At 47.6% G+C, this 15,328-nt stretch carries 20 protein-coding genes and 5 pseudogenes; 9 read left to right on the top strand and 16 right to left on the bottom strand.

Annotated features, from left to right (window positions below):
- Window positions 1–42: 42 nt before the first annotated feature.
- Both tnpC and CEK71_RS24400 read left to right on the top strand, forming a co-directional pair.
- The gene (gene tnpC, locus CEK71_RS22085; RefSeq protein ID WP_088621389.1) at window positions 43–1,656 is read left to right on the top strand and encodes an IS66 family transposase; all 1,614 of its coding nucleotides are present in this window, start codon (window positions 43–45) and stop codon (window positions 1,654–1,656) included.
- A gap of 15 nt (window positions 1,657–1,671) precedes the next feature.
- A pseudogene (locus tag CEK71_RS24400) lies at window positions 1,672–1,791 on the top strand (IS701 family transposase); the annotation flags it as partial.
- Here the strand turns inward: CEK71_RS24400 and CEK71_RS22080 are convergent.
- Window positions 1,739–2,116: a hypothetical protein gene (locus CEK71_RS22080; RefSeq protein WP_088621388.1), complete on the bottom strand. Its 378-nt coding sequence runs from the start codon at window positions 2,114–2,116 to the stop codon at window positions 1,739–1,741. The pseudogene CEK71_RS24400 and the gene CEK71_RS22080 sit on opposite strands and share 53 nt — an antisense overlap.
- A gap of 471 nt (window positions 2,117–2,587) precedes the next feature.
- On the opposite strand from CEK71_RS22080, the gene CEK71_RS22075 reads away from it, so the two are divergent.
- From CEK71_RS22075 to CEK71_RS24395, 4 genes and pseudogenes are all read left to right on the top strand, one after another.
- Window positions 2,588–2,872: a ribbon-helix-helix domain-containing protein gene (locus CEK71_RS22075; protein WP_088621387.1), complete on the top strand. Its 285-nt coding sequence runs from the start codon at window positions 2,588–2,590 to the stop codon at window positions 2,870–2,872.
- Complete coding sequence (locus CEK71_RS22070; protein ID WP_088621386.1) at window positions 2,872–3,288, top strand: putative toxin-antitoxin system toxin component, PIN family; 417 nt, start codon at window positions 2,872–2,874, stop codon at window positions 3,286–3,288. The genes CEK71_RS22075 and CEK71_RS22070 overlap by 1 nt, the downstream gene beginning before the upstream one ends.
- Window positions 3,289–3,456: 168 nt before the next feature.
- The gene (gene trfA, locus CEK71_RS22065) at window positions 3,457–4,089 is read left to right on the top strand and encodes a plasmid replication initiator TrfA (RefSeq protein ID WP_088621385.1); all 633 of its coding nucleotides are present in this window, start codon (window positions 3,457–3,459) and stop codon (window positions 4,087–4,089) included.
- Between the two features lie 103 nt (window positions 4,090–4,192).
- Window positions 4,193–4,312: pseudogene (locus tag CEK71_RS24395) on the top strand (IS701 family transposase); the annotation flags it as partial.
- Here the strand turns inward: CEK71_RS24395 and CEK71_RS22060 are convergent.
- The 8 genes from CEK71_RS22060 to CEK71_RS22030 all read right to left on the bottom strand — a co-directional run bounded on the left by CEK71_RS22060 (window position 4,260) and on the right by CEK71_RS22030 (window position 9,183).
- Complete coding sequence (locus tag CEK71_RS22060; protein WP_088621384.1) at window positions 4,260–4,877, bottom strand: hypothetical protein; 618 nt, start codon at window positions 4,875–4,877, stop codon at window positions 4,260–4,262. The pseudogene CEK71_RS24395 and the gene CEK71_RS22060 overlap by 53 nt on opposite strands.
- Window positions 4,878–5,394: 517 nt before the next feature.
- Window positions 5,395–5,517 (bottom strand): hypothetical protein, encoded by a 123-nt coding sequence (locus CEK71_RS24030; RefSeq protein WP_269766592.1) that lies wholly within the window; start codon window positions 5,515–5,517, stop codon window positions 5,395–5,397.
- A 58-nt stretch (window positions 5,518–5,575) separates the two neighbouring features.
- Window positions 5,576–6,250 (bottom strand): permease prefix domain 2-containing transporter, encoded by a 675-nt coding sequence (locus CEK71_RS22055; RefSeq protein WP_088621383.1) that lies wholly within the window; start codon window positions 6,248–6,250, stop codon window positions 5,576–5,578.
- A 2-nt stretch (window positions 6,251–6,252) separates the two neighbouring features.
- The gene (locus tag CEK71_RS22050) at window positions 6,253–6,594 is read right to left on the bottom strand and encodes a PadR family transcriptional regulator (protein WP_088621382.1); all 342 of its coding nucleotides are present in this window, start codon (window positions 6,592–6,594) and stop codon (window positions 6,253–6,255) included.
- Between the two features lie 378 nt (window positions 6,595–6,972).
- The gene (locus tag CEK71_RS22045) at window positions 6,973–7,275 is read right to left on the bottom strand and encodes a hypothetical protein (protein WP_088621738.1); all 303 of its coding nucleotides are present in this window, start codon (window positions 7,273–7,275) and stop codon (window positions 6,973–6,975) included.
- 251 nt (window positions 7,276–7,526) lie between these two features.
- Entirely contained in the window at window positions 7,527–8,495 is a 969-nt protein-coding gene (locus CEK71_RS22040; protein WP_088621381.1) for a tyrosine-type recombinase/integrase, read from the bottom strand.
- Window positions 8,492–8,935: a type II toxin-antitoxin system VapC family toxin gene (locus CEK71_RS22035; RefSeq protein ID WP_088621380.1), complete on the bottom strand. Its 444-nt coding sequence runs from the start codon at window positions 8,933–8,935 to the stop codon at window positions 8,492–8,494. Before CEK71_RS22035 ends, CEK71_RS22040 begins: the two co-directional genes overlap by 4 nt.
- A complete protein-coding gene (locus tag CEK71_RS22030; RefSeq protein WP_088621379.1) occupies window positions 8,926–9,183 on the bottom strand; it encodes an AbrB/MazE/SpoVT family DNA-binding domain-containing protein in 258 nt (85 codons plus the stop codon). The genes CEK71_RS22035 and CEK71_RS22030 overlap by 10 nt, the downstream gene beginning before the upstream one ends.
- A gap of 338 nt (window positions 9,184–9,521) precedes the next feature.
- On the opposite strand from CEK71_RS22030, the pseudogene CEK71_RS24390 reads away from it, so the two are divergent.
- Window positions 9,522–9,647, top strand: a pseudogene (locus tag CEK71_RS24390) (IS701 family transposase); the annotation flags it as partial.
- A 54-nt stretch (window positions 9,648–9,701) separates the two neighbouring features.
- Here CEK71_RS24390 and CEK71_RS22020 read toward each other — a convergent pair.
- The 3 genes and pseudogenes from CEK71_RS22020 to CEK71_RS22010 form a co-directional block, all read right to left on the bottom strand.
- A pseudogene (locus CEK71_RS22020) lies at window positions 9,702–9,881 on the bottom strand (IS6 family transposase); the annotation flags it as partial.
- A 139-nt stretch (window positions 9,882–10,020) separates the two neighbouring features.
- On the bottom strand, window positions 10,021–11,187 hold the full coding sequence (locus CEK71_RS22015) for a hypothetical protein (RefSeq protein ID WP_088621377.1): 1,167 nt from the start codon (window positions 11,185–11,187) through the stop codon (window positions 10,021–10,023).
- The gene (locus CEK71_RS22010) at window positions 11,184–11,843 is read right to left on the bottom strand and encodes a hypothetical protein (RefSeq protein ID WP_088621376.1); all 660 of its coding nucleotides are present in this window, start codon (window positions 11,841–11,843) and stop codon (window positions 11,184–11,186) included. Before CEK71_RS22010 ends, CEK71_RS22015 begins: the two co-directional genes overlap by 4 nt.
- Before the next feature lie 171 nt (window positions 11,844–12,014).
- Here CEK71_RS22010 and CEK71_RS23805 point away from each other — a divergent pair, with 171 nt between their 5' ends.
- The gene (locus tag CEK71_RS23805; RefSeq protein WP_232463718.1) at window positions 12,015–12,524 is read left to right on the top strand and encodes a transposase family protein; all 510 of its coding nucleotides are present in this window, start codon (window positions 12,015–12,017) and stop codon (window positions 12,522–12,524) included.
- Window positions 12,478–12,693 carry a hypothetical protein gene (locus CEK71_RS23800; RefSeq protein WP_232463717.1) on the top strand — a complete coding sequence of 72 codons (216 nt, stop codon included), beginning with the start codon at window positions 12,478–12,480 and terminating at the stop codon, window positions 12,691–12,693. The genes CEK71_RS23805 and CEK71_RS23800 overlap by 47 nt, the downstream gene beginning before the upstream one ends.
- Window positions 12,694–12,776: 83 nt before the next feature.
- Here the strand turns inward: CEK71_RS23800 and CEK71_RS21995 are convergent, their stop codons facing one another.
- From CEK71_RS21995 to CEK71_RS24380, 4 genes and pseudogenes are all read right to left on the bottom strand, one after another.
- Complete coding sequence (locus CEK71_RS21995; protein WP_157679580.1) at window positions 12,777–13,112, bottom strand: hypothetical protein; 336 nt, start codon at window positions 13,110–13,112, stop codon at window positions 12,777–12,779.
- Window positions 13,113–13,284: 172 nt separating this feature from the next.
- Window positions 13,285–14,355 (bottom strand): RHS repeat domain-containing protein, encoded by a 1,071-nt coding sequence (locus CEK71_RS24385; protein WP_456299080.1) that lies wholly within the window; start codon window positions 14,353–14,355, stop codon window positions 13,285–13,287.
- A gap of 138 nt (window positions 14,356–14,493) precedes the next feature.
- Entirely contained in the window at window positions 14,494–15,078 is a 585-nt protein-coding gene (locus CEK71_RS21985) for an Imm42 family immunity protein (protein ID WP_088621374.1), read from the bottom strand.
- A 35-nt stretch (window positions 15,079–15,113) separates the two neighbouring features.
- Window positions 15,114–15,230 (bottom strand): annotated as a pseudogene (locus CEK71_RS24380) (IS701 family transposase); the annotation flags it as partial.
- Window positions 15,231–15,328: the final 98 nt, after the last annotated feature.

Genomic DNA, 15,328 nt, shown 5'->3' with positions numbered 1-15,328 from the left:
TTGACAAGGCATACAGGCGTTTTTTTAGGTATAATATGGCCTATGAACCCACTCGCCGAACTCGACAGTTTAGACATCGACCCCGTTGCCAAAAGCCAAGTGGCGGCGATGTTCCAGACATTGTTGGCACAGGTTGAACGCGATGCCAAAACCCTCCAAGCCAAAGACCTCAAAATCGAAGCCCTGAGCCACGAACTCGCCCATATCCGCCGCATCCGCTTTGGCGCCAAAAGCGAAACCTTGTCCCCGCTGCAACGTGACGTGTTCGAGGAAACCTTGGACACTGACCTTGCCGCCATCGAAGCGGAGGCCGAACAGCTTCAGGATGGCCAGCCCTGCGGCACAGTGGCGAAACCCAAACGCCCCCGCGCCGGACGCCAACCCTTACCCGACCATCTGCCCCGTGTCGACCACCACCATGAGCCGGCATCCTGCACTTGCGGGCATTGCGGCAAAAACCTGGTCAAAATCGGCGAGGATGTCACCGAACAACTCGATGTCGAACCGGCCAAGTTCTTTGTCCGCCGCCATATCCGTCCCCAATATGCCTGCCGCGCTTGCGAAACCGTCACCGCCGCCCCGATCCCGCCTGCGGTGATCGACGGGGGAATGGCGGCGGTCGGTTTGCTGGCCTGGGTGATGGTCAGCAAATACCAAGACCACCTGCCGCTGTACCGCCTCGAACAAATCGCCGCCCGCGACAAGGTCATCCTGTCCCGGTCAACCCTGGCCGATTGGGTCGGGCGTGTCGGCGTCGCGTTGCAGCCGTTGGCGGAGCGGCTGAAATGGCACCTGTTGCAGGGCGGCGCCTTACATGCCGACGAAACCCCCGTGGCGCAGCTTGACCCCGGCAGCGGCAAGACCCGCAAAGCCTATCTCTGGGCATACCGCAGCAACGATTTACAGCCGGGGCCGCGGCTGATCGTTTTCGACTACCAGAAAGGCCGGGGCGGCGAACATGCCCGCCAGTTTTTGGGCGCGTGGAAAGGCCACCTGATGGTCGACGGCTATGCCGGTTACAAAGCCCTGTTCACGGACACCGGCAACAACGGCCCTTGCACCGAACTGGCCTGCTTTGCCCATGCGCGGCGAAAGTTCTTCGACTTGCACCAAGCCAACCAGAGTCCAATGGCATGGGAAGCATTACAACGCATCAGCGTGCTTTATGCCGTCGAAGCCGAAGGCAAAGCCTTGGGCATTGCGGCACGCCAACAACTGCGGGCGGAAAAAAGCCAGCCCCAACTGCACGCCTTCCATGACTGGCTCCTGAAAACCCGTACCGTCACCGCCCCCGGCGGCGCTTCCGCCAAAGCCTTGGATTACACCTTAAAACGGTGGCCCGCCCTGATCCGTTATGCGGAAACCGGACATCTGCCGATTGACAACAATCCCGTGGAAAACTGCATCCGGCCCATTGCGTTGGGCAAGAAAAATTGGCTGTTTGCCGGCTCCGAACGTGCCGGGCAACGTGCCGCCGCGATCCAAACCTTACTGGGCACGGCCAAGCTTAATGGCCTAAACCCGGCGGCATGGCTGAAAGAAACATTAGAAAAACTGCCCGTGTGGCCGAATAGCCGCATTGATGAATTGTTGCCTTTGACCCCCGAACAAATAACGGCGATTAAACAAACTTTACCTGAAAAGGCAACGTGGTAGGGACGCACGCTTACGTTCAAGCTCGAATGCCTGAAGATAAAACATAAAACCAATCATTTCGCTATGCGGGCCAAGCTGTTCGTCAAGGCCAACCAAATGGCTTATGAAGAGTTGCAAAAACTAAGGGCTGCGTAACATCAGGGAATAAGAACAAAAATGTCCCTATCAGGCTCAGAATAAAAACCGGCAAATCCGGTTGGGTAAGACGGGTCAGATAGCTAGGCGAATTGTCTTGTGAATCAAGGCAAGGCTTTAAGGCACAATCGTGCATGTCCTTCGGGGAATTTTCAAAGGTAACGGACTCAGGACATCCCGGCATGTGCCCGGACATTGCCGTCACTACCGAAGGCATAGGCATGGTACAGGTTGCCGAAATGATCAAAGAGACCAAGCTCACCAGCAACACAAACACCAATGTGTGCAGGTAAGGGCGGTTTCTTTTGGCGTACAACGCTTTCATCACGGTTTCTTTTAAGAGGCAAGTTAACTTTTGATCAAATTAACATAAGGCAAACGAAACAGCAATTAATGTCTGCTCTAGTTGAAGTATGACAATCCTATGGGACTTTGGTGTCGTTTGTTTAAACGAACCCAATAGATGAAACTTTGTAAATGTAGAGTATGCAATACCCGCATTTTACGTTCTCAAAAGGCACGTCTGAAATAAGCTAAAATTTGAGAGATCGAAAATCGCCTTTAGGGCTTTATGGACAATAGGTTAGCCAAAACCCCGTGGAACTTTAGAGCCTTTTGTTGATTAGCACCCCCTATTGTTAGACAAAATAGCTGGACTTGCAAGCCGTTGATTCTGCGCGTTTCGCCGATTGTCTAAAAAACCTTCCTTTGTTAGACATGGTGGCATTTATCTTGATAATAGGCGTTTATGCTGCTATGGTGATAGATGACTATAACCCAATGAGGACACCAGACTATGGCAACATTACACGACAGCACAACAACCCGATGGACGGTATCCGTTTCAAAAGAAACAGACACATCCTTGCGCTGTTTTTTGGCACAACGCGGCATGAAAAAAGGCGACATTTCAAAGTTTGTCGAAGAAGCCGTAAAATGGCGTGTCTTCGAGCAGACCCTTGCCGAAGTAAGGGAACAGGTCGCCGACATCCCGCCCGAAGAAATGCAGGCAATAATTGACGAAGCGACAACCGCCGTCCGCCAAGACATGCGCGAAGAATTCGCAAGAAAAGAAGCCTAATGCTGGTTGTACTCGATACCAACATCATCATCAGCGCGATGCTCCTGCCCAATTCCCAACCTGCCAAGGTTATCGCACGGTGGCGGGAAGGGAAATTCAAGCTCCTGACATCGGCACCGCAGGTTGACGAACTTATGCGCGTCACCCGCTACCCAAAAGTCCGCGATCGGCTCAACAGTGTCCTTACGGGGCGGCTCATCAATGAAATGCGCGACATTGCCGTTATGGTCGATGATTTGCCGCAGGTTGATGTTTCACCGGACCCTTACGACAACTATCTGCTTGCCACGGCGAGTGGCGGGCTGGCTGATTATCTGGTGACTGGCGACAAGCTGCACCTGCTCATACTCAAAAAATTCGATGGCATCCCTATCGTGTCCGTTGCCGATTTCCTTGCACGAACCCGCTGGACATAAGAAACAGCAGCTTGCGCCTTATGGATTCTCACCCTAAGATTCAGACAGAAAAAAAGCCGCCCGTCCAGCAAGATACAGCGGCTTTTCATCACATCGTGCGGTCATCGGGTTCTCACCCTGTACCGCACTGCCAGTCTAACAAAACCCATGAAAAAGGGAAGGCCGAAAATGAGCGAACCGAACCGCAGTCTTGAAAAAAGCCTCGCCAACCTGCAACGCACCATCGAAGAACGCACCGCCAAGGAAGGGAAGCCGACCGAGGCCGAAAAACCCGCCCACAAAACCGCCGATATCATCCAGCTACCCTTATGGCCGGAAGTCACCAGAGGCACACCAAACAGCTTTTTAAGGGGCGCATTGTTCGCGGCCATCCAAGGCAAAGAGCGGGAATATTTCAAAGGGAAAATACTGGCCACCCGTGACGGCATCAAAATCAGATTTACAGGGATGCAACTTGACCAGTCAGACCTTGACGTGTGGGAACAGGCCGCCGAACTTGCCCGTTCCCATCCTTTAGGGAATGTCTGCCATTTCACCATTCACGGATTTTTGAAGGCACTAGGACGACAAACGGGAAAATCACAACATGAGTGGTTAAAGGATGTTTTGCGCCGCCTTATGTCGTCAGGTGTCGAAATTACCCACGGACGTTATACCTATGGCGGTAGCCTGTTGGAATTTATCCATGATGAAACAGCCGAGACTTACGCGCTACGCCTCAACCCAACCATCCTAGACATGTACAAAGCTGGATGGACGGCAGTTGATTGGGACATAGGGGTACAGCCGACATACGTGTAAAAATAGGACATAGCAGCTATCCTAAGCCGCATTGCAGAGGCCATGCAAAATTCAATTGCAACCGGCTATCTTTCCATCCCGTCGACGATATTAATTTTTACGATTCAAGCTCGAATGCCTGAAGATAAAACATAAAACCAATCATTTCGCTATGCGGGCCAAGCTGTTCGTCAAGGCCAACCAAATGGCTTATGAAGAGTTGCAAAAACTAAGGGCTGCGTAACATCAGTTATCAGTTCTACGGATTGGTCAAAGATGTATTTTCTTTGTGCTTCGTAATCGGAGTCTGATGGCGCGTTTCTGGCGTTGTTGTTGACGGTCGTCGTTGCTAAAGCCTCGTTCATTTTGTCGATGCAAAGGCTATAGATGGCGTTTCTGTACAGTTGTAGGCCTTGGGTCCTATAAAGCAACGGGGTGATTTGGGTGGCGACGGCTCTGGCATATTGGTTGGATACTTCGGCAGACACCCCTTCGACGGGCACGGCTATTTTTATGCCGTCGGCAAGCGCCGAGCTAAAGGCCTCGCCGACATCGGGCGATGGTTCGGCGCAAGTGAAGGCGGCTCTGGCTTTGTTTGTGCCATCTGTTGTTTGGTAGTCCCTAATCATCACCATGCGGCGGCTGGCGGTGGTGGCAAAGGTATTGAGGACATCGTCGTCACTAAACCAGTGGCTAATGGGATTGCCGACATAGTCTTTAATGACCGGATTGCTTTCCCGGTTGGTTATTTGGGAGAGGCCGCAACCATTTAAGGTTGCTGCTAAAGACCAGCGGATAATGGTGTTCATAGTATGCCCCTTGCATTAAATTAATTGTTATGGTGGCTTTTTTGTGCAAGCGCACAGTAAGGGTAAACGGACATTTACCACTTTTTTTGTACGGTTTAATTGTATTCATTTTTACAAGACTTTGGTAGTGGTTTTTATTTTAATAGCGATTTTTTTTTGTTTTACTGGCCTAAAGTAGAGTTTTTTGCTGGGTTTTTAGTGATTTTTATTAAAATAGTGGTTGATAATTGTTATTATTTAGTTGTTGGTTTTTAATGTGGACTTGATGGTCGGCATGAGGGTGATGGGCTTGGCGGCAATGCTTTGGGAAAGTTTAGGCTGTCTACTGTCCGGCATGAGCGGATTAACTGATGGTGTACGGCGTGGATTGGGTAGGCTGGTTGTTGCCCGATGTTTTCCCGTGTCGCCAGCATGTAGGGGCGGTGAAGCGGTTTAATGCTAAGGGGGGGTTGATAGGTGGGGGTAGGCGATGGGTTTGGTCTTTTTCGATGGTTTCTTTGGAGAATAGGCTTTCGGCCTAATCGCCATTATCATCCAGTATCTGTGCTTTCTTAAGCAGTGCCGCCCGTTGTTCTTTGCTGCGCGGGCTGGCGATTGTGCGGATTAGGGCGGCGATGGTTACTTCGTCTATGGTTTGCATAGTGGTGTCCTGTGAGGGTAGGGCGCGTAGGGTAGGGCTGTTACGCGCCGTTGGGGGTTTAGGTGGTGCTTTTGAAGTATTTCACTACCGAGCCGATGAGTGAGGCGGTTAATTGGGGTGGGATGGAGCGGAAGGTTTGTACCCAATAGTGGAATTTAGCGTGTTTTAGGCCGAATTTTTCCAGCACTTCGTTGAAGTCTTCTTCCAAGTCGCCTAATAGGGCATCCCGGTTTTTTCTGGGGACTACTAGGTAGAGTAGGTATTTTGCCGTTTTAGGAGGGATGTTTGAGGGTTGGGATACATCAAGAGAGTTCTTATTAGGTGCGCGCATTAATTGAAAGTAGGTTTCTATTACTACTGATATTGCTGCTGTTCCTAAGAATACTCCTATCCCTGCTGCCCCTTTTCCCACTCCAACTGCTATTCCTATTCCTGCTCCTATCGCTATCCCTGCTTCTACACTTACTATCTTCGCCCTCCATTCGCCTTCTGTTCTTAATAAGATTAATCCTAGGCCTAGACCTAGAGCTATTACTAAAGCTAATGCTATTGCGGTTGCTTCTCCTCCGCTTCCTAGGGCTACTGCTGCTCCTGTTGTTCCTACTCCTACTACGATTCCTGCCCCTGCTAATTTTAATCTTGATCCATACATTTTCTTCTCCATGAGGTTGTCGTTAAGATTATTTTTAGCCAAGCTATCACACTCTTTCTTTGGTTGGTTATCAGGTTTCATAGTCAAATGGCAATGGGTTTAGAGTTGGTTTGCATCTGGGCGACTTCGCGTAGGGAAGCGTACAGGGTTTTTTGCCCCAGGGCGGTTACTTGAAAATATTTCTTGGCGCGGCCACCGCGTTCTTCCGTGGCTTCCCCCAGTTCCGCTTTGACTAGGCCTTTGTTTTCTAGCCTGTCTAAGGTGGTGTACAGGGCGCCGACGGAGATGTCCTTGTCGATTCTTTCCTTAATATTGTTTTTTATCTCAACGCCGTAGCAATAGTTGCGGTTGTTGAGGATGGCCAGCAAGATGAATTTTTCTAAATCCCCCAGGGTGACGAGTTTTTGTTGAGTCGGTTTGGTCATAAGGTCTCGGTCTGCTTTAGTGGTTGGGGTGGGTGTGGTTCCGATCAGTAAGGAACGCGCATGAAATAAAGTCGGCGTTCCATTACGCCTCAGCGTGTTAAATGTAATGGTCAACAAAAACCGGACACTTTCTTAGGCAACCTTGCTGTAAAATTCCCGCTCAAATTCCAAAGGGGTTTTATAGCCCAATGTCGAATGCGAACGTCTGCCGTTATAAAAAGCGAAATAACGCATCTTGCTTAAATTCCAGAGTAAATTTAGGTTTTTTGACTTTATCTGTTTTGCTCATTTTTCACCTCTGCTGACATTATAATATGCCTTTGGAAGTGTCCGGCTTTATTAGACCATTTCAGTTTAAGGTGAATCGGGTTGGATCAGTCAATACTCGTCAGGTAGCAACAAGGTTGTTGCTGACCTGTCATATTCGGTGATAATCCATATTTTGGTTTTGTCCGGCGGTAAGGTGTAAGATGAAAACACCCTCCCGCCATTCTCCACGGCATTTTTATTTTCCTGCTGGTCTTCTTCCGATAATTCCGCCCAATCGCCTGTCACATGGCGGATCAGCAAAACTGTGGGGTCAACATTAAGGGTTTGCAATGCTTGGTTAGCCCCTGCGGTGGCGTAAACTTCGCCCAGGTCAAACAAGGGCGGTTGTTCCAGTATGACAATGACTTTCAAAATAAACACTCCTTTTCAATCCCTGTCTCCCACCATGAGAAACAGGGACAAAAAGGAATATAAAAATATGATAATCATTTGTTAACCATACGGCTATTAGTCGTTAATTATATGGTTTTTATATGTTAATCATATTTTTAGAAAGTCAACTTTTAAGATGAGCCTATGATTTCAATTAAATCAAAACAATCAAGTAAATCTATTATTTCTATTTAATAGAAATAATAGATTTACTTGATTACCCAGAAATTTTAAATGATGTTGGCGATTGAGTGGATGGCGTTATTTTTGAGTGCGTCCCTGGTGTCATAATATTTGACCATTTCCACGGTCGCATGGCCTGTGGCATTGACTATGCTGATGAAGTCTTCCTTATTGGATAAGGCCAGCTCGATGAATGTTTTCCTGAACGAATGCGGGGTGATGTTCTTGTCGGGGACGACCTGGACGGCTATCTTCCTGACCATCGCAAAGATGTATTCCGTCCTGATCGGCTTGTTAAGCTCTTTGGTGCGGTTGTTCCTGACCGGACGGAAAATGTACGGGCAGGTGTCGCCGTAAAGCTTTTTGAATTCGCCCAGCAGGTAGGCTATGCCGATGGGCAAGGGCAGTAGCTTCAAGCTACCTCCCTTCTGATAAACGTTGGCGGTGCTTTGCTGGAAGTCGATGTCGCCCCATTTCAGGTTCGCCACCTCGTCCCTCCTGAGTGCCAAACCGAACAGGAACACCAGGATCAGGTAGTCCCTGAACTTGTTTTCGCTTAGTCGGTGTTCGGCTTTGGCGAAGGCCAAGAAGTCGATGACTTCCGCCCTGCTCAGGCTGGCCGTGGTGCTTCTGCGGGCGGTTTTCAGCGGGATGAAGTGCTTGGTCGGGTTCTTGGGGTAGTTGTACACCAGCATCAAGTAGCCGAAAAAAGAGGAGAGGGCATAGGCCTTGCGGTTGACCGTCTTCGGGTTCAACACCCTTGGGGACAGGCCGTCTTGCTTGGTGGAGCCTTGCAGGAAGCTTTTGACCTGCTCAACGACTTGGGGGTAGGGGATTTGGAAAAAGTCCGTCAAAAAGACCACCCCGTCCAGGGGCTTGAAAAAGCCGGTGATGTCGTTCAGGTAGCTTCGTCTGGTATGTTCCGAGTTTTTGGTCTGGGTGAAGGCTTCGACCACCTCGCCCATTGACAGCTCGCCATAAGCATCCAGTTCATTTTTGACGGCTAAAGGGTTCATAGCTCGTATAAGTCAGACAAAATTAAAAAATCTAATGCGGTTGCCTTTTTTATGGCTTTGTCATTCGTCAAAAATATGTCACACCCTTCTGCAACAGCCGATGCAACATGGATTGCATCAGGCAATGCCCCGCCAATATCCGCCCTCAATTGTGCCGATTGGATCAAAATGTCTTTGCTGACAGGCAATACGGTCAAGATACTTCTGGATTGGATAACGGACAGGTAAAGGGCTATCAAGTCTTGGTTTTTGTCCTTGCAGGGCTTGACCAAGCATTCCGCCAAGGCTAGCTCGCTTGTTACGATACTGAATTCGCCCCTTTCAACCGCCTCAAAAAAAGAGGTCAACAAGGCTTTGTACAAGCTGAAACCCTCAAGGGCATAAATGAAAATGTTGCTGTCCAGGTAAACTTTTTTCCCTGAAAAAATGTTTATCCCCATTTGTCCCTTTCATTACGGATAAATTGATCCACCTCTTCTGGGGATTCAAAAGCCCCCTGACCCTTGCCGATCATAGCCACCAATGAAAACACCTTTTGTTTGACGAACCCCTGGCGGATTCTGGGTTTCAATATGATGCTCCCCTGATGGACTGACAAGTCCAGTTCGTCCCCGTCCATGATTGCCAACTGCTCGCTCACTTCATTGGGAAGGGTGATTTGGTCTGAATGCACGCTAACGGAAATCATAGGTTTATTTGTTAAAAATTAAATTCCCACCCATTTTATGGATAAGTTTTAAAAAGTCAAATCTAATGCCGATAATGGATATTATCGGTATTAGTTGGGGGGAGATTAAAAAAAAGAAGAGCGACAATCTAACTTGTTAAAACTTCTGCAAGGTATTTAGATATATTTAAATCTGAATATTTGTCAAGCCATAACCATTGCCCATTAGGATTAGACTCAAGAAATTTTAAATTATTATTTTTATCAAGAACAAAATCAAAAACACTAAACTTTAATCCAAAAAAATCATTATAACTGCTTAATAAATTACAAAATTCTTTATTTATTTCGTAATATGTATAAGTTTCAAGCTCGAATGCCTGAAGATAAAACATAAAACCAATCATTTCGCTATGCGGGCCAAGCTGTTCGTCAAGGCCAACCAAATGGCTTATGAAGAGTTGCAAAAACTAAGGGCTGCGTAACATCAGTTTCTAATAAGTAGTGCTTGACCGTAAGCGCGTGGGTTTTGTCGCCAGGGCGATCAATGGAGAATAACGGACAACCCAGCGGTTCAGGGTCGCATGGTCCGCGGTGACACCGCGCTCCGCCAAAATCTCTTCCAGATCACGGTAGGAAACGCCATACCGGACATAGAAGAAAACCGCGTACAAGATAACGTTTTTCGGATCGTGGACACCTTTAAAGCTGATTTTCATAGTCTGGCAACGAAAATGAGCAGATTATCTCCAAAGTTTGGGATATTTGCGACAAAACCTACCCTGTATGCCGCCGGTGTCGCTTAATCAGCTTCGGACTCTATAATAATGTACGGTAGGCGTATTGTCCCACTGATGATTAGGGAATGATGATTCCACTCTCGGTAACAAATTTGGGTGCGAAATTCTGGTAGAGGTGGCCGCTCCAATGCTGTGCAAGGCGAAGAATATTGCTGTAGGCGGCATCTGAAATATGAGGGCGATTTCCGTTATCGGGATCGGCATCTTGTTCAGAAGCAGAACGCCAATTCCCCGGACATTGAAAATTTGCGCTTAAGGTAGCTGCGGTATAAGCCATGGGGGTCAGTATAGATTCCTTAAAGCCGTATTCTTCACCTAATTCATGGCCTAACTCCATTGCCAGCCATTGTGATCTGATATAAGGATTGGGATGCGAGCAGATGGGTTTTCGTAACGATTCGTCGCGTGAGGCGAACATATGGAACATTAACGTAGCAGCAGTCATTATGCCCCTTATGATATAAGTAGGCCTGCCGATGGCCGTGCCTTGCAACAGGTCCGTTTCTGCCTGGCTAGAAAAATTAGGATCCCCTTGAACCATTTTACGAGCAATACCGCGCACGGCGTTTCTGTCTGCTATAAATTCAAGGCAATGGAGAAATTCGTGGTTTATTGTGTCGCTTTCCCTCTCTGAGGACAGTTCTAAAAATATACCTAACGACATTTCTTTTTGCATGTAGGCGGTATGACCCAAAACGATGTGCATCACTTCGTGCATAACGATGAAGCGTATGGTAATAGTGTACAGAAATATCGCGTAGGTAAGGTTTGCCGCTTGGTATTCTGCCTTGGAAAAGAGCTGGTTAAATAGCTGAAAATATCCGTCCGATGTCGGCGGCAAAGCCGATATTTTGCCGATCAGCTCCAGCTTGGTGTCGTATACCAACAACTTACCGTCAACTTCAATGGGTAAGCCGACAGTGGCATCTATTCTTGTGGAATAGATAAAGCAGGCGCTAAACAGCAGGTAAGGGACGGCAGCATTGATGGCGATGATACTGCCGCCTTGGGCGAGATCGCAGGTGCCGGCGTTAAAAGTGGGTTTAAGCGGAAAACCGACGTAACAAGGGTAAGGGTGCGCTTTACCCTTGCGGTAAAGCATTGCTTGGGAAAGTGAATGGCTTGCAATATCTACTGCTATTGTATAAAAATCTTGTATTGGTTCATCCAGCGTTTCATAGGTTAGGCAAGGGCCAAAATGCTTCTTAATAATATCCATGCTCATTTTTCGACCAAGATTGTTGTACCCAGCACTTGGCAGCTATCTTTTCCGTAAGATTTAAATAGCTCGCCTAGCATATCTAAGGTATGTTGTTGGATAGGATTGGCGCTATGGAGCTGGCTGCGTAGCACGTCAGAAAAACTGTTTTTACAGGCTATCACGAAATAGCGGTACAACCCCACTTTGCCCCGTTCCCGAAAATAGATGGGGCTTATTTGATCTTGTGGGGGTATTGCAAAAGTATTCCGGTTAAGTTGCACAATCCGTTGTTGGCTTTTGGCCTCACAAATATGCCATACGCCCATATGTTCGGCAAACACAACGCCTTCCCCCTTCCATGTTACAGACCCGGTCAGATAAAAACGTTGGTACATTTTTACTGTCGCCGCTGGTTGGCCGTCAGGCTCATCATCGGGTTCTCCAAATTGTAGCGACAGCATCGGCTTAACGACGACATCAAGGCCGGAAGCTACACTATGTTCCCTGAACAGATCCCGCCATGCTGTGCCGGCAATAGGCAATAAGGCGTTATGAAAAATAAGCGGTGACCCCTGTAGCAACTGTATGGCGGATGTTTTTGAAATTTTCTTCAGAAGAATTTCTTCCAATAGTTCGCAAAATTTCTCGACATTTTTATCCGGGATGGTCGGCTGCGGCATTTTGTCTATATCCCAGTAACCACGGAGCGTGGCCTCAGAAATACCCAAACGTTTGGCGATTGCCGAATTTGTTGAATAGGGTGAATAATAGACATCTTTCCTAAATATTGCTGACTATATAAACGTTGACAGGTTAAAATACCAAGCTTTATCCTGACCCACCAAAAAGCCATGAAACCGTATGCCCAGCTACCCACCGACAACCCCGAAGAATACAAACGCCTTGTCGGGTTGTCAAAAGAAGATTTCCAGCACCTCAACAGCAAGCTGTGCGTTTACATCGGCGAACAAAAAGCCCTCAGCCCGTTGACAAGGCGAGGCCGGAAAGACTCCAAACTGACCACGGAAGACCGCCTGTTGCTGACTCTCTATTACCTCCGCCACTATCCGACCCTGATAAATTGTAATGGTCAACAAAAACCGGACACTTTCTTAGGCAACCTTGCTGTAAAATTCCCGCTCAAATTCCAAAGGGGTTTTATAGCCCAATGTCGAATGCGAACGTCTGCCGTTATAAAAAGCGAAATACGCTGGCCTGCCATGCTTCAATATGCCCAATCCACTTCTTTGATGATGCCATCGTTATTCCCCATACAAAAGGGCAAGGATGACAGTTCGTATCAGGTTTGCCTAGGTGGATTGGCTAGACGTTTACGATGCGGCGGTTTTGCCCGTCGGTAAGGTAACCAATGGCGGTGGTGTCGGGCAGGGTGACGTGTTTGAGGTTGCCCAGGACATCGTAGGCGTATTGGGTGGTTTGCCCGTTTTTGGTTTTGCTTTGCAGTTCGCCGTTGGCGGTGTAACTGTCGGTGACTTTACCCAGGGCGGTGGTGCTAAGCAGGTCGTGTAGTTGTCTTTTATGCGGCCTAGGGTAATGTCGGCGAGTAGACCGTTCTGGATATTGCGGCTGAGCGTAAGGCTACCCGCTGATTGTCATACTTTCCTTCCATCTACAGATTCAATTCCAACTTCAAAAGTGAAATCGATACAATCAGATGAGTATATAACCAATTTTGAAATAATTTTTGAGACTATTCCTTTTGTACCCATCTCAGGATGAAAATTTCCGTCATCAACTATATAATTTGCAATATCATAGCGATAAACATATCCAAACCTTTCATCTTGAGTGACAAACTCACTTTCCAAAATTATCCCGTCATATTTAGAAGCACCGACTCTGACCACAACTGTACAAGGCAACTCATCAATTTCCTTACCATTTAATACTCGCTCAAACGAGCTGAACTCTGGGGATGGCCTTTCCATATCATACCTCATACCACTATGGTTAGTGTTAACCGGAGCAACATTAAATGCACTAAAAACTTTTATTTTTTAATAACTTGCTTATAAAACGCTAAATATCGGCCAATAGTTTACTTTTCCGCTCATTGCTGCATAATATTAAATAAATTGACACATCATTAACACTTTGAAGCTATTTTTTTGGCGGATACTCTCCAACCGGGTCACATGATGGTGGAGTAAAGTAACAAACACCAAACCAACAGGTCACATGACCACCTCCATTCCTATTCTTATCTGGGGGGAAATAAATTATATGTTTAGCGAAAGGGTTCGCTTGTGATTCCGCTTCAGCACTTTTACACATTATGGATGCCCCTAGACACCCTTTATATAAATCGTTAGATTCCCCTTGATATCCTTTGTCATACAATCTTTCTGAGTTATTTTGACAAAGACCAAATGCAATATCACAAGGGTGACCAGATGCATTTTCCTTCAATAATCCTAGAGGATCCCCCCAATTAACCGGATCCCCCAGCACATACCCATAAAGGTTACTGTCCCCACCCCCAAACCCAATCGGGTCTTTCGCCGTCCAGCGTCCGGTTTCGGCATCATAATCCCTTGCGCCGAAGCGGACAAGTTTGGTGTGTTGGTCGTACAGGCCGCCTGCGTAGCCGAAGGGCTGGAAGCCGGGGTTGGTGTCTTGGGTGATGTTGCCCCAGACATCGTAGTCGATGCGTTGGGCGACGCTGCCGTTAGCGGTGTTGATGACCAAACGGGGGCTGCCGAGGTGGTCGCTGATGATGCGGTAGGTTGCGCCGTTTTTGGTCAGGTAGTCCGGCACGTTGGCTTTGCTGGCGTAGACGAAGCGGCTGACGGTCCGGTTGTTGCCGTCCAGTTCGGCGATGGGGTTGAGTTGGTTTTGGTAGAGGAAACCCTGCACCAACACGCCGTTGACGGTTTTGCCGATGCGGCGGTTTTGCCCGTCGGTAAGGTAATCAATGGCGGTGGTGTCGGGCAGGGTGACGTGTTTGAGGTTGCCCAGGACATCGTAGGTGTATTGGGTGGTTTGCCCGTTTTTGGTCTTGCTTTGCAGTTCGCCGTTGGCGGTGTAGCTGTATAAAGTGGCCTGCCCTGAGCTTGTCGAAGGGTAGTCTAGCAGGCGGTCTTGGTCGTCGTAGTGGGCGATGACCGCCGCGCCTGCGTTCGGGCTAGTGTTGGTGCGGTTGCCGTTATCATCGTAGCTGTAGGTGGCCAGGCTGTTGCCGTCGGCGGTGACTTCGAGCGGGGTCGTAGCTATAACCGTAAGTGGTGGTCACGCCTTGCAGGGTTTCTTGGCGTTGGGTGATGCGCCCCAGATTGTCGCGTTGGTACGCGCACAGTGTGCCTACCTAGCTTATTCGATATTATCCCATTTTACCGCTGCCTCCCATTCTGACTCAAAAACATCATACCAACGGATCAGAATCGAGTAAAACTCATCTGCATCCAGCCATAAATCAATTAAACTATGATATTCCTTATCGTCAATATCACTATTCCCTCGTTTAAAGCCTATTAAGCGGACATGGTTTTCGATATCAAAATGCAATACATGGCTACCATCATCAAAAGCCTCATCACCATCAGGAGCCCAAATAATATGATTCGTTGTAACAATGTCATAGAATTCAGATAGAGACATTCCAAAGAAATTTTCATCTATCTGACTTTCTGAGTAGATAGACATATTGATAGCGTTGGCAATTTTTTTTGCGCTTGGTTCTATAGCAAAAGATGCTTTATGCGTACCTCGATCAATGAAGCGATTTTTAATTTCATCAAATGAGCAAGCAAGTAATGTTGCATCTGGCGAATTGATACCATAGCTTGTCCCCCCAATATGAATTACGAAATAGCCAAGCGCACGAAAGCTAAGACGGCCATAAGCCCGAGTAATGCTCGACTCAATAGCAAATGTAGACTTATTTCCAATAATCATTATCTTATTTAAGCGAGTTTCTTATATCACTGATGTTACGCAGCCCTTAGTTTTTGCAACTCTTCATAAGCCATTTGGTTGGCCTTGACGAACAGCTTGGCCCGCATAGCGAAATGATTGGTTTTATGTTTTATCTTCAGGCATTCGAGCTTGTTTTTTTTGCCTGTCCATTATACCAAAAATCACTTCAAGAAATAGGTTGAGAACCATATACAGCAAGGCTTTGAACCCTTTTTAATGTCTTCAAAAA

Origin of the sequence: Methylovulum psychrotolerans, assembly GCF_002209385.1 — a bacterium.
In the GTDB taxonomy this organism is placed as follows: Bacteria; Pseudomonadota; Gammaproteobacteria; order Methylococcales; family Methylomonadaceae; genus Methylovulum; species Methylovulum psychrotolerans.
Note: the sequence above shows the minus strand (reverse complement) of the source record. Positions and strands in the feature narration are given on the sequence as shown.

Coding starts and splice junctions, on each gene's coding strand:
- CEK71_RS22070 (WP_088621386.1), top strand. CDS start 2,872: ATGCTGGTTGTACTCGATACCAACATCATCATCAGCGCGATGCTCCTG.
- CEK71_RS21985 (WP_088621374.1), bottom strand. CDS start 15,078: ATGATTATTGGAAATAAGTCTACATTTGCTATTGAGTCGAGCATTACT.
- trfA (WP_088621385.1), top strand. CDS start 3,457: ATGAGCGAACCGAACCGCAGTCTTGAAAAAAGCCTCGCCAACCTGCAA.
- CEK71_RS22035 (WP_088621380.1), bottom strand. CDS start 8,935: ATGGGGATAAACATTTTTTCAGGGAAAAAAGTTTACCTGGACAGCAAC.
- CEK71_RS22015 (WP_088621377.1), bottom strand. CDS start 11,187: ATGAGCATGGATATTATTAAGAAGCATTTTGGCCCTTGCCTAACCTAT.
- CEK71_RS22080 (WP_088621388.1), bottom strand. CDS start 2,116: ATGAAAGCGTTGTACGCCAAAAGAAACCGCCCTTACCTGCACACATTG.
- CEK71_RS21995 (WP_157679580.1), bottom strand. CDS start 13,112: ATGGAAAGGCCATCCCCAGAGTTCAGCTCGTTTGAGCGAGTATTAAAT.
- CEK71_RS22050 (WP_088621382.1), bottom strand. CDS start 6,594: ATGACCAAACCGACTCAACAAAAACTCGTCACCCTGGGGGATTTAGAA.
- tnpC (WP_088621389.1), top strand. CDS start 43: ATGAACCCACTCGCCGAACTCGACAGTTTAGACATCGACCCCGTTGCC.
- CEK71_RS24030 (WP_269766592.1), bottom strand. CDS start 5,517: ATGCAAACCATAGACGAAGTAACCATCGCCGCCCTAATCCGCACAATC.
- CEK71_RS22010 (WP_088621376.1), bottom strand. CDS start 11,843: ATGCCGCAGCCGACCATCCCGGATAAAAATGTCGAGAAATTTTGCGAA.
- CEK71_RS22030 (WP_088621379.1), bottom strand. CDS start 9,183: ATGATTTCCGTTAGCGTGCATTCAGACCAAATCACCCTTCCCAATGAA.
- CEK71_RS22060 (WP_088621384.1), bottom strand. CDS start 4,877: ATGAACACCATTATCCGCTGGTCTTTAGCAGCAACCTTAAATGGTTGC.
- CEK71_RS22055 (WP_088621383.1), bottom strand. CDS start 6,250: ATGAAACCTGATAACCAACCAAAGAAAGAGTGTGATAGCTTGGCTAAA.
- CEK71_RS23805 (WP_232463718.1), top strand. CDS start 12,015: ATGAAACCGTATGCCCAGCTACCCACCGACAACCCCGAAGAATACAAA.
- CEK71_RS22075 (WP_088621387.1), top strand. CDS start 2,588: ATGGCAACATTACACGACAGCACAACAACCCGATGGACGGTATCCGTT.
- CEK71_RS22040 (WP_088621381.1), bottom strand. CDS start 8,495: ATGAACCCTTTAGCCGTCAAAAATGAACTGGATGCTTATGGCGAGCTG.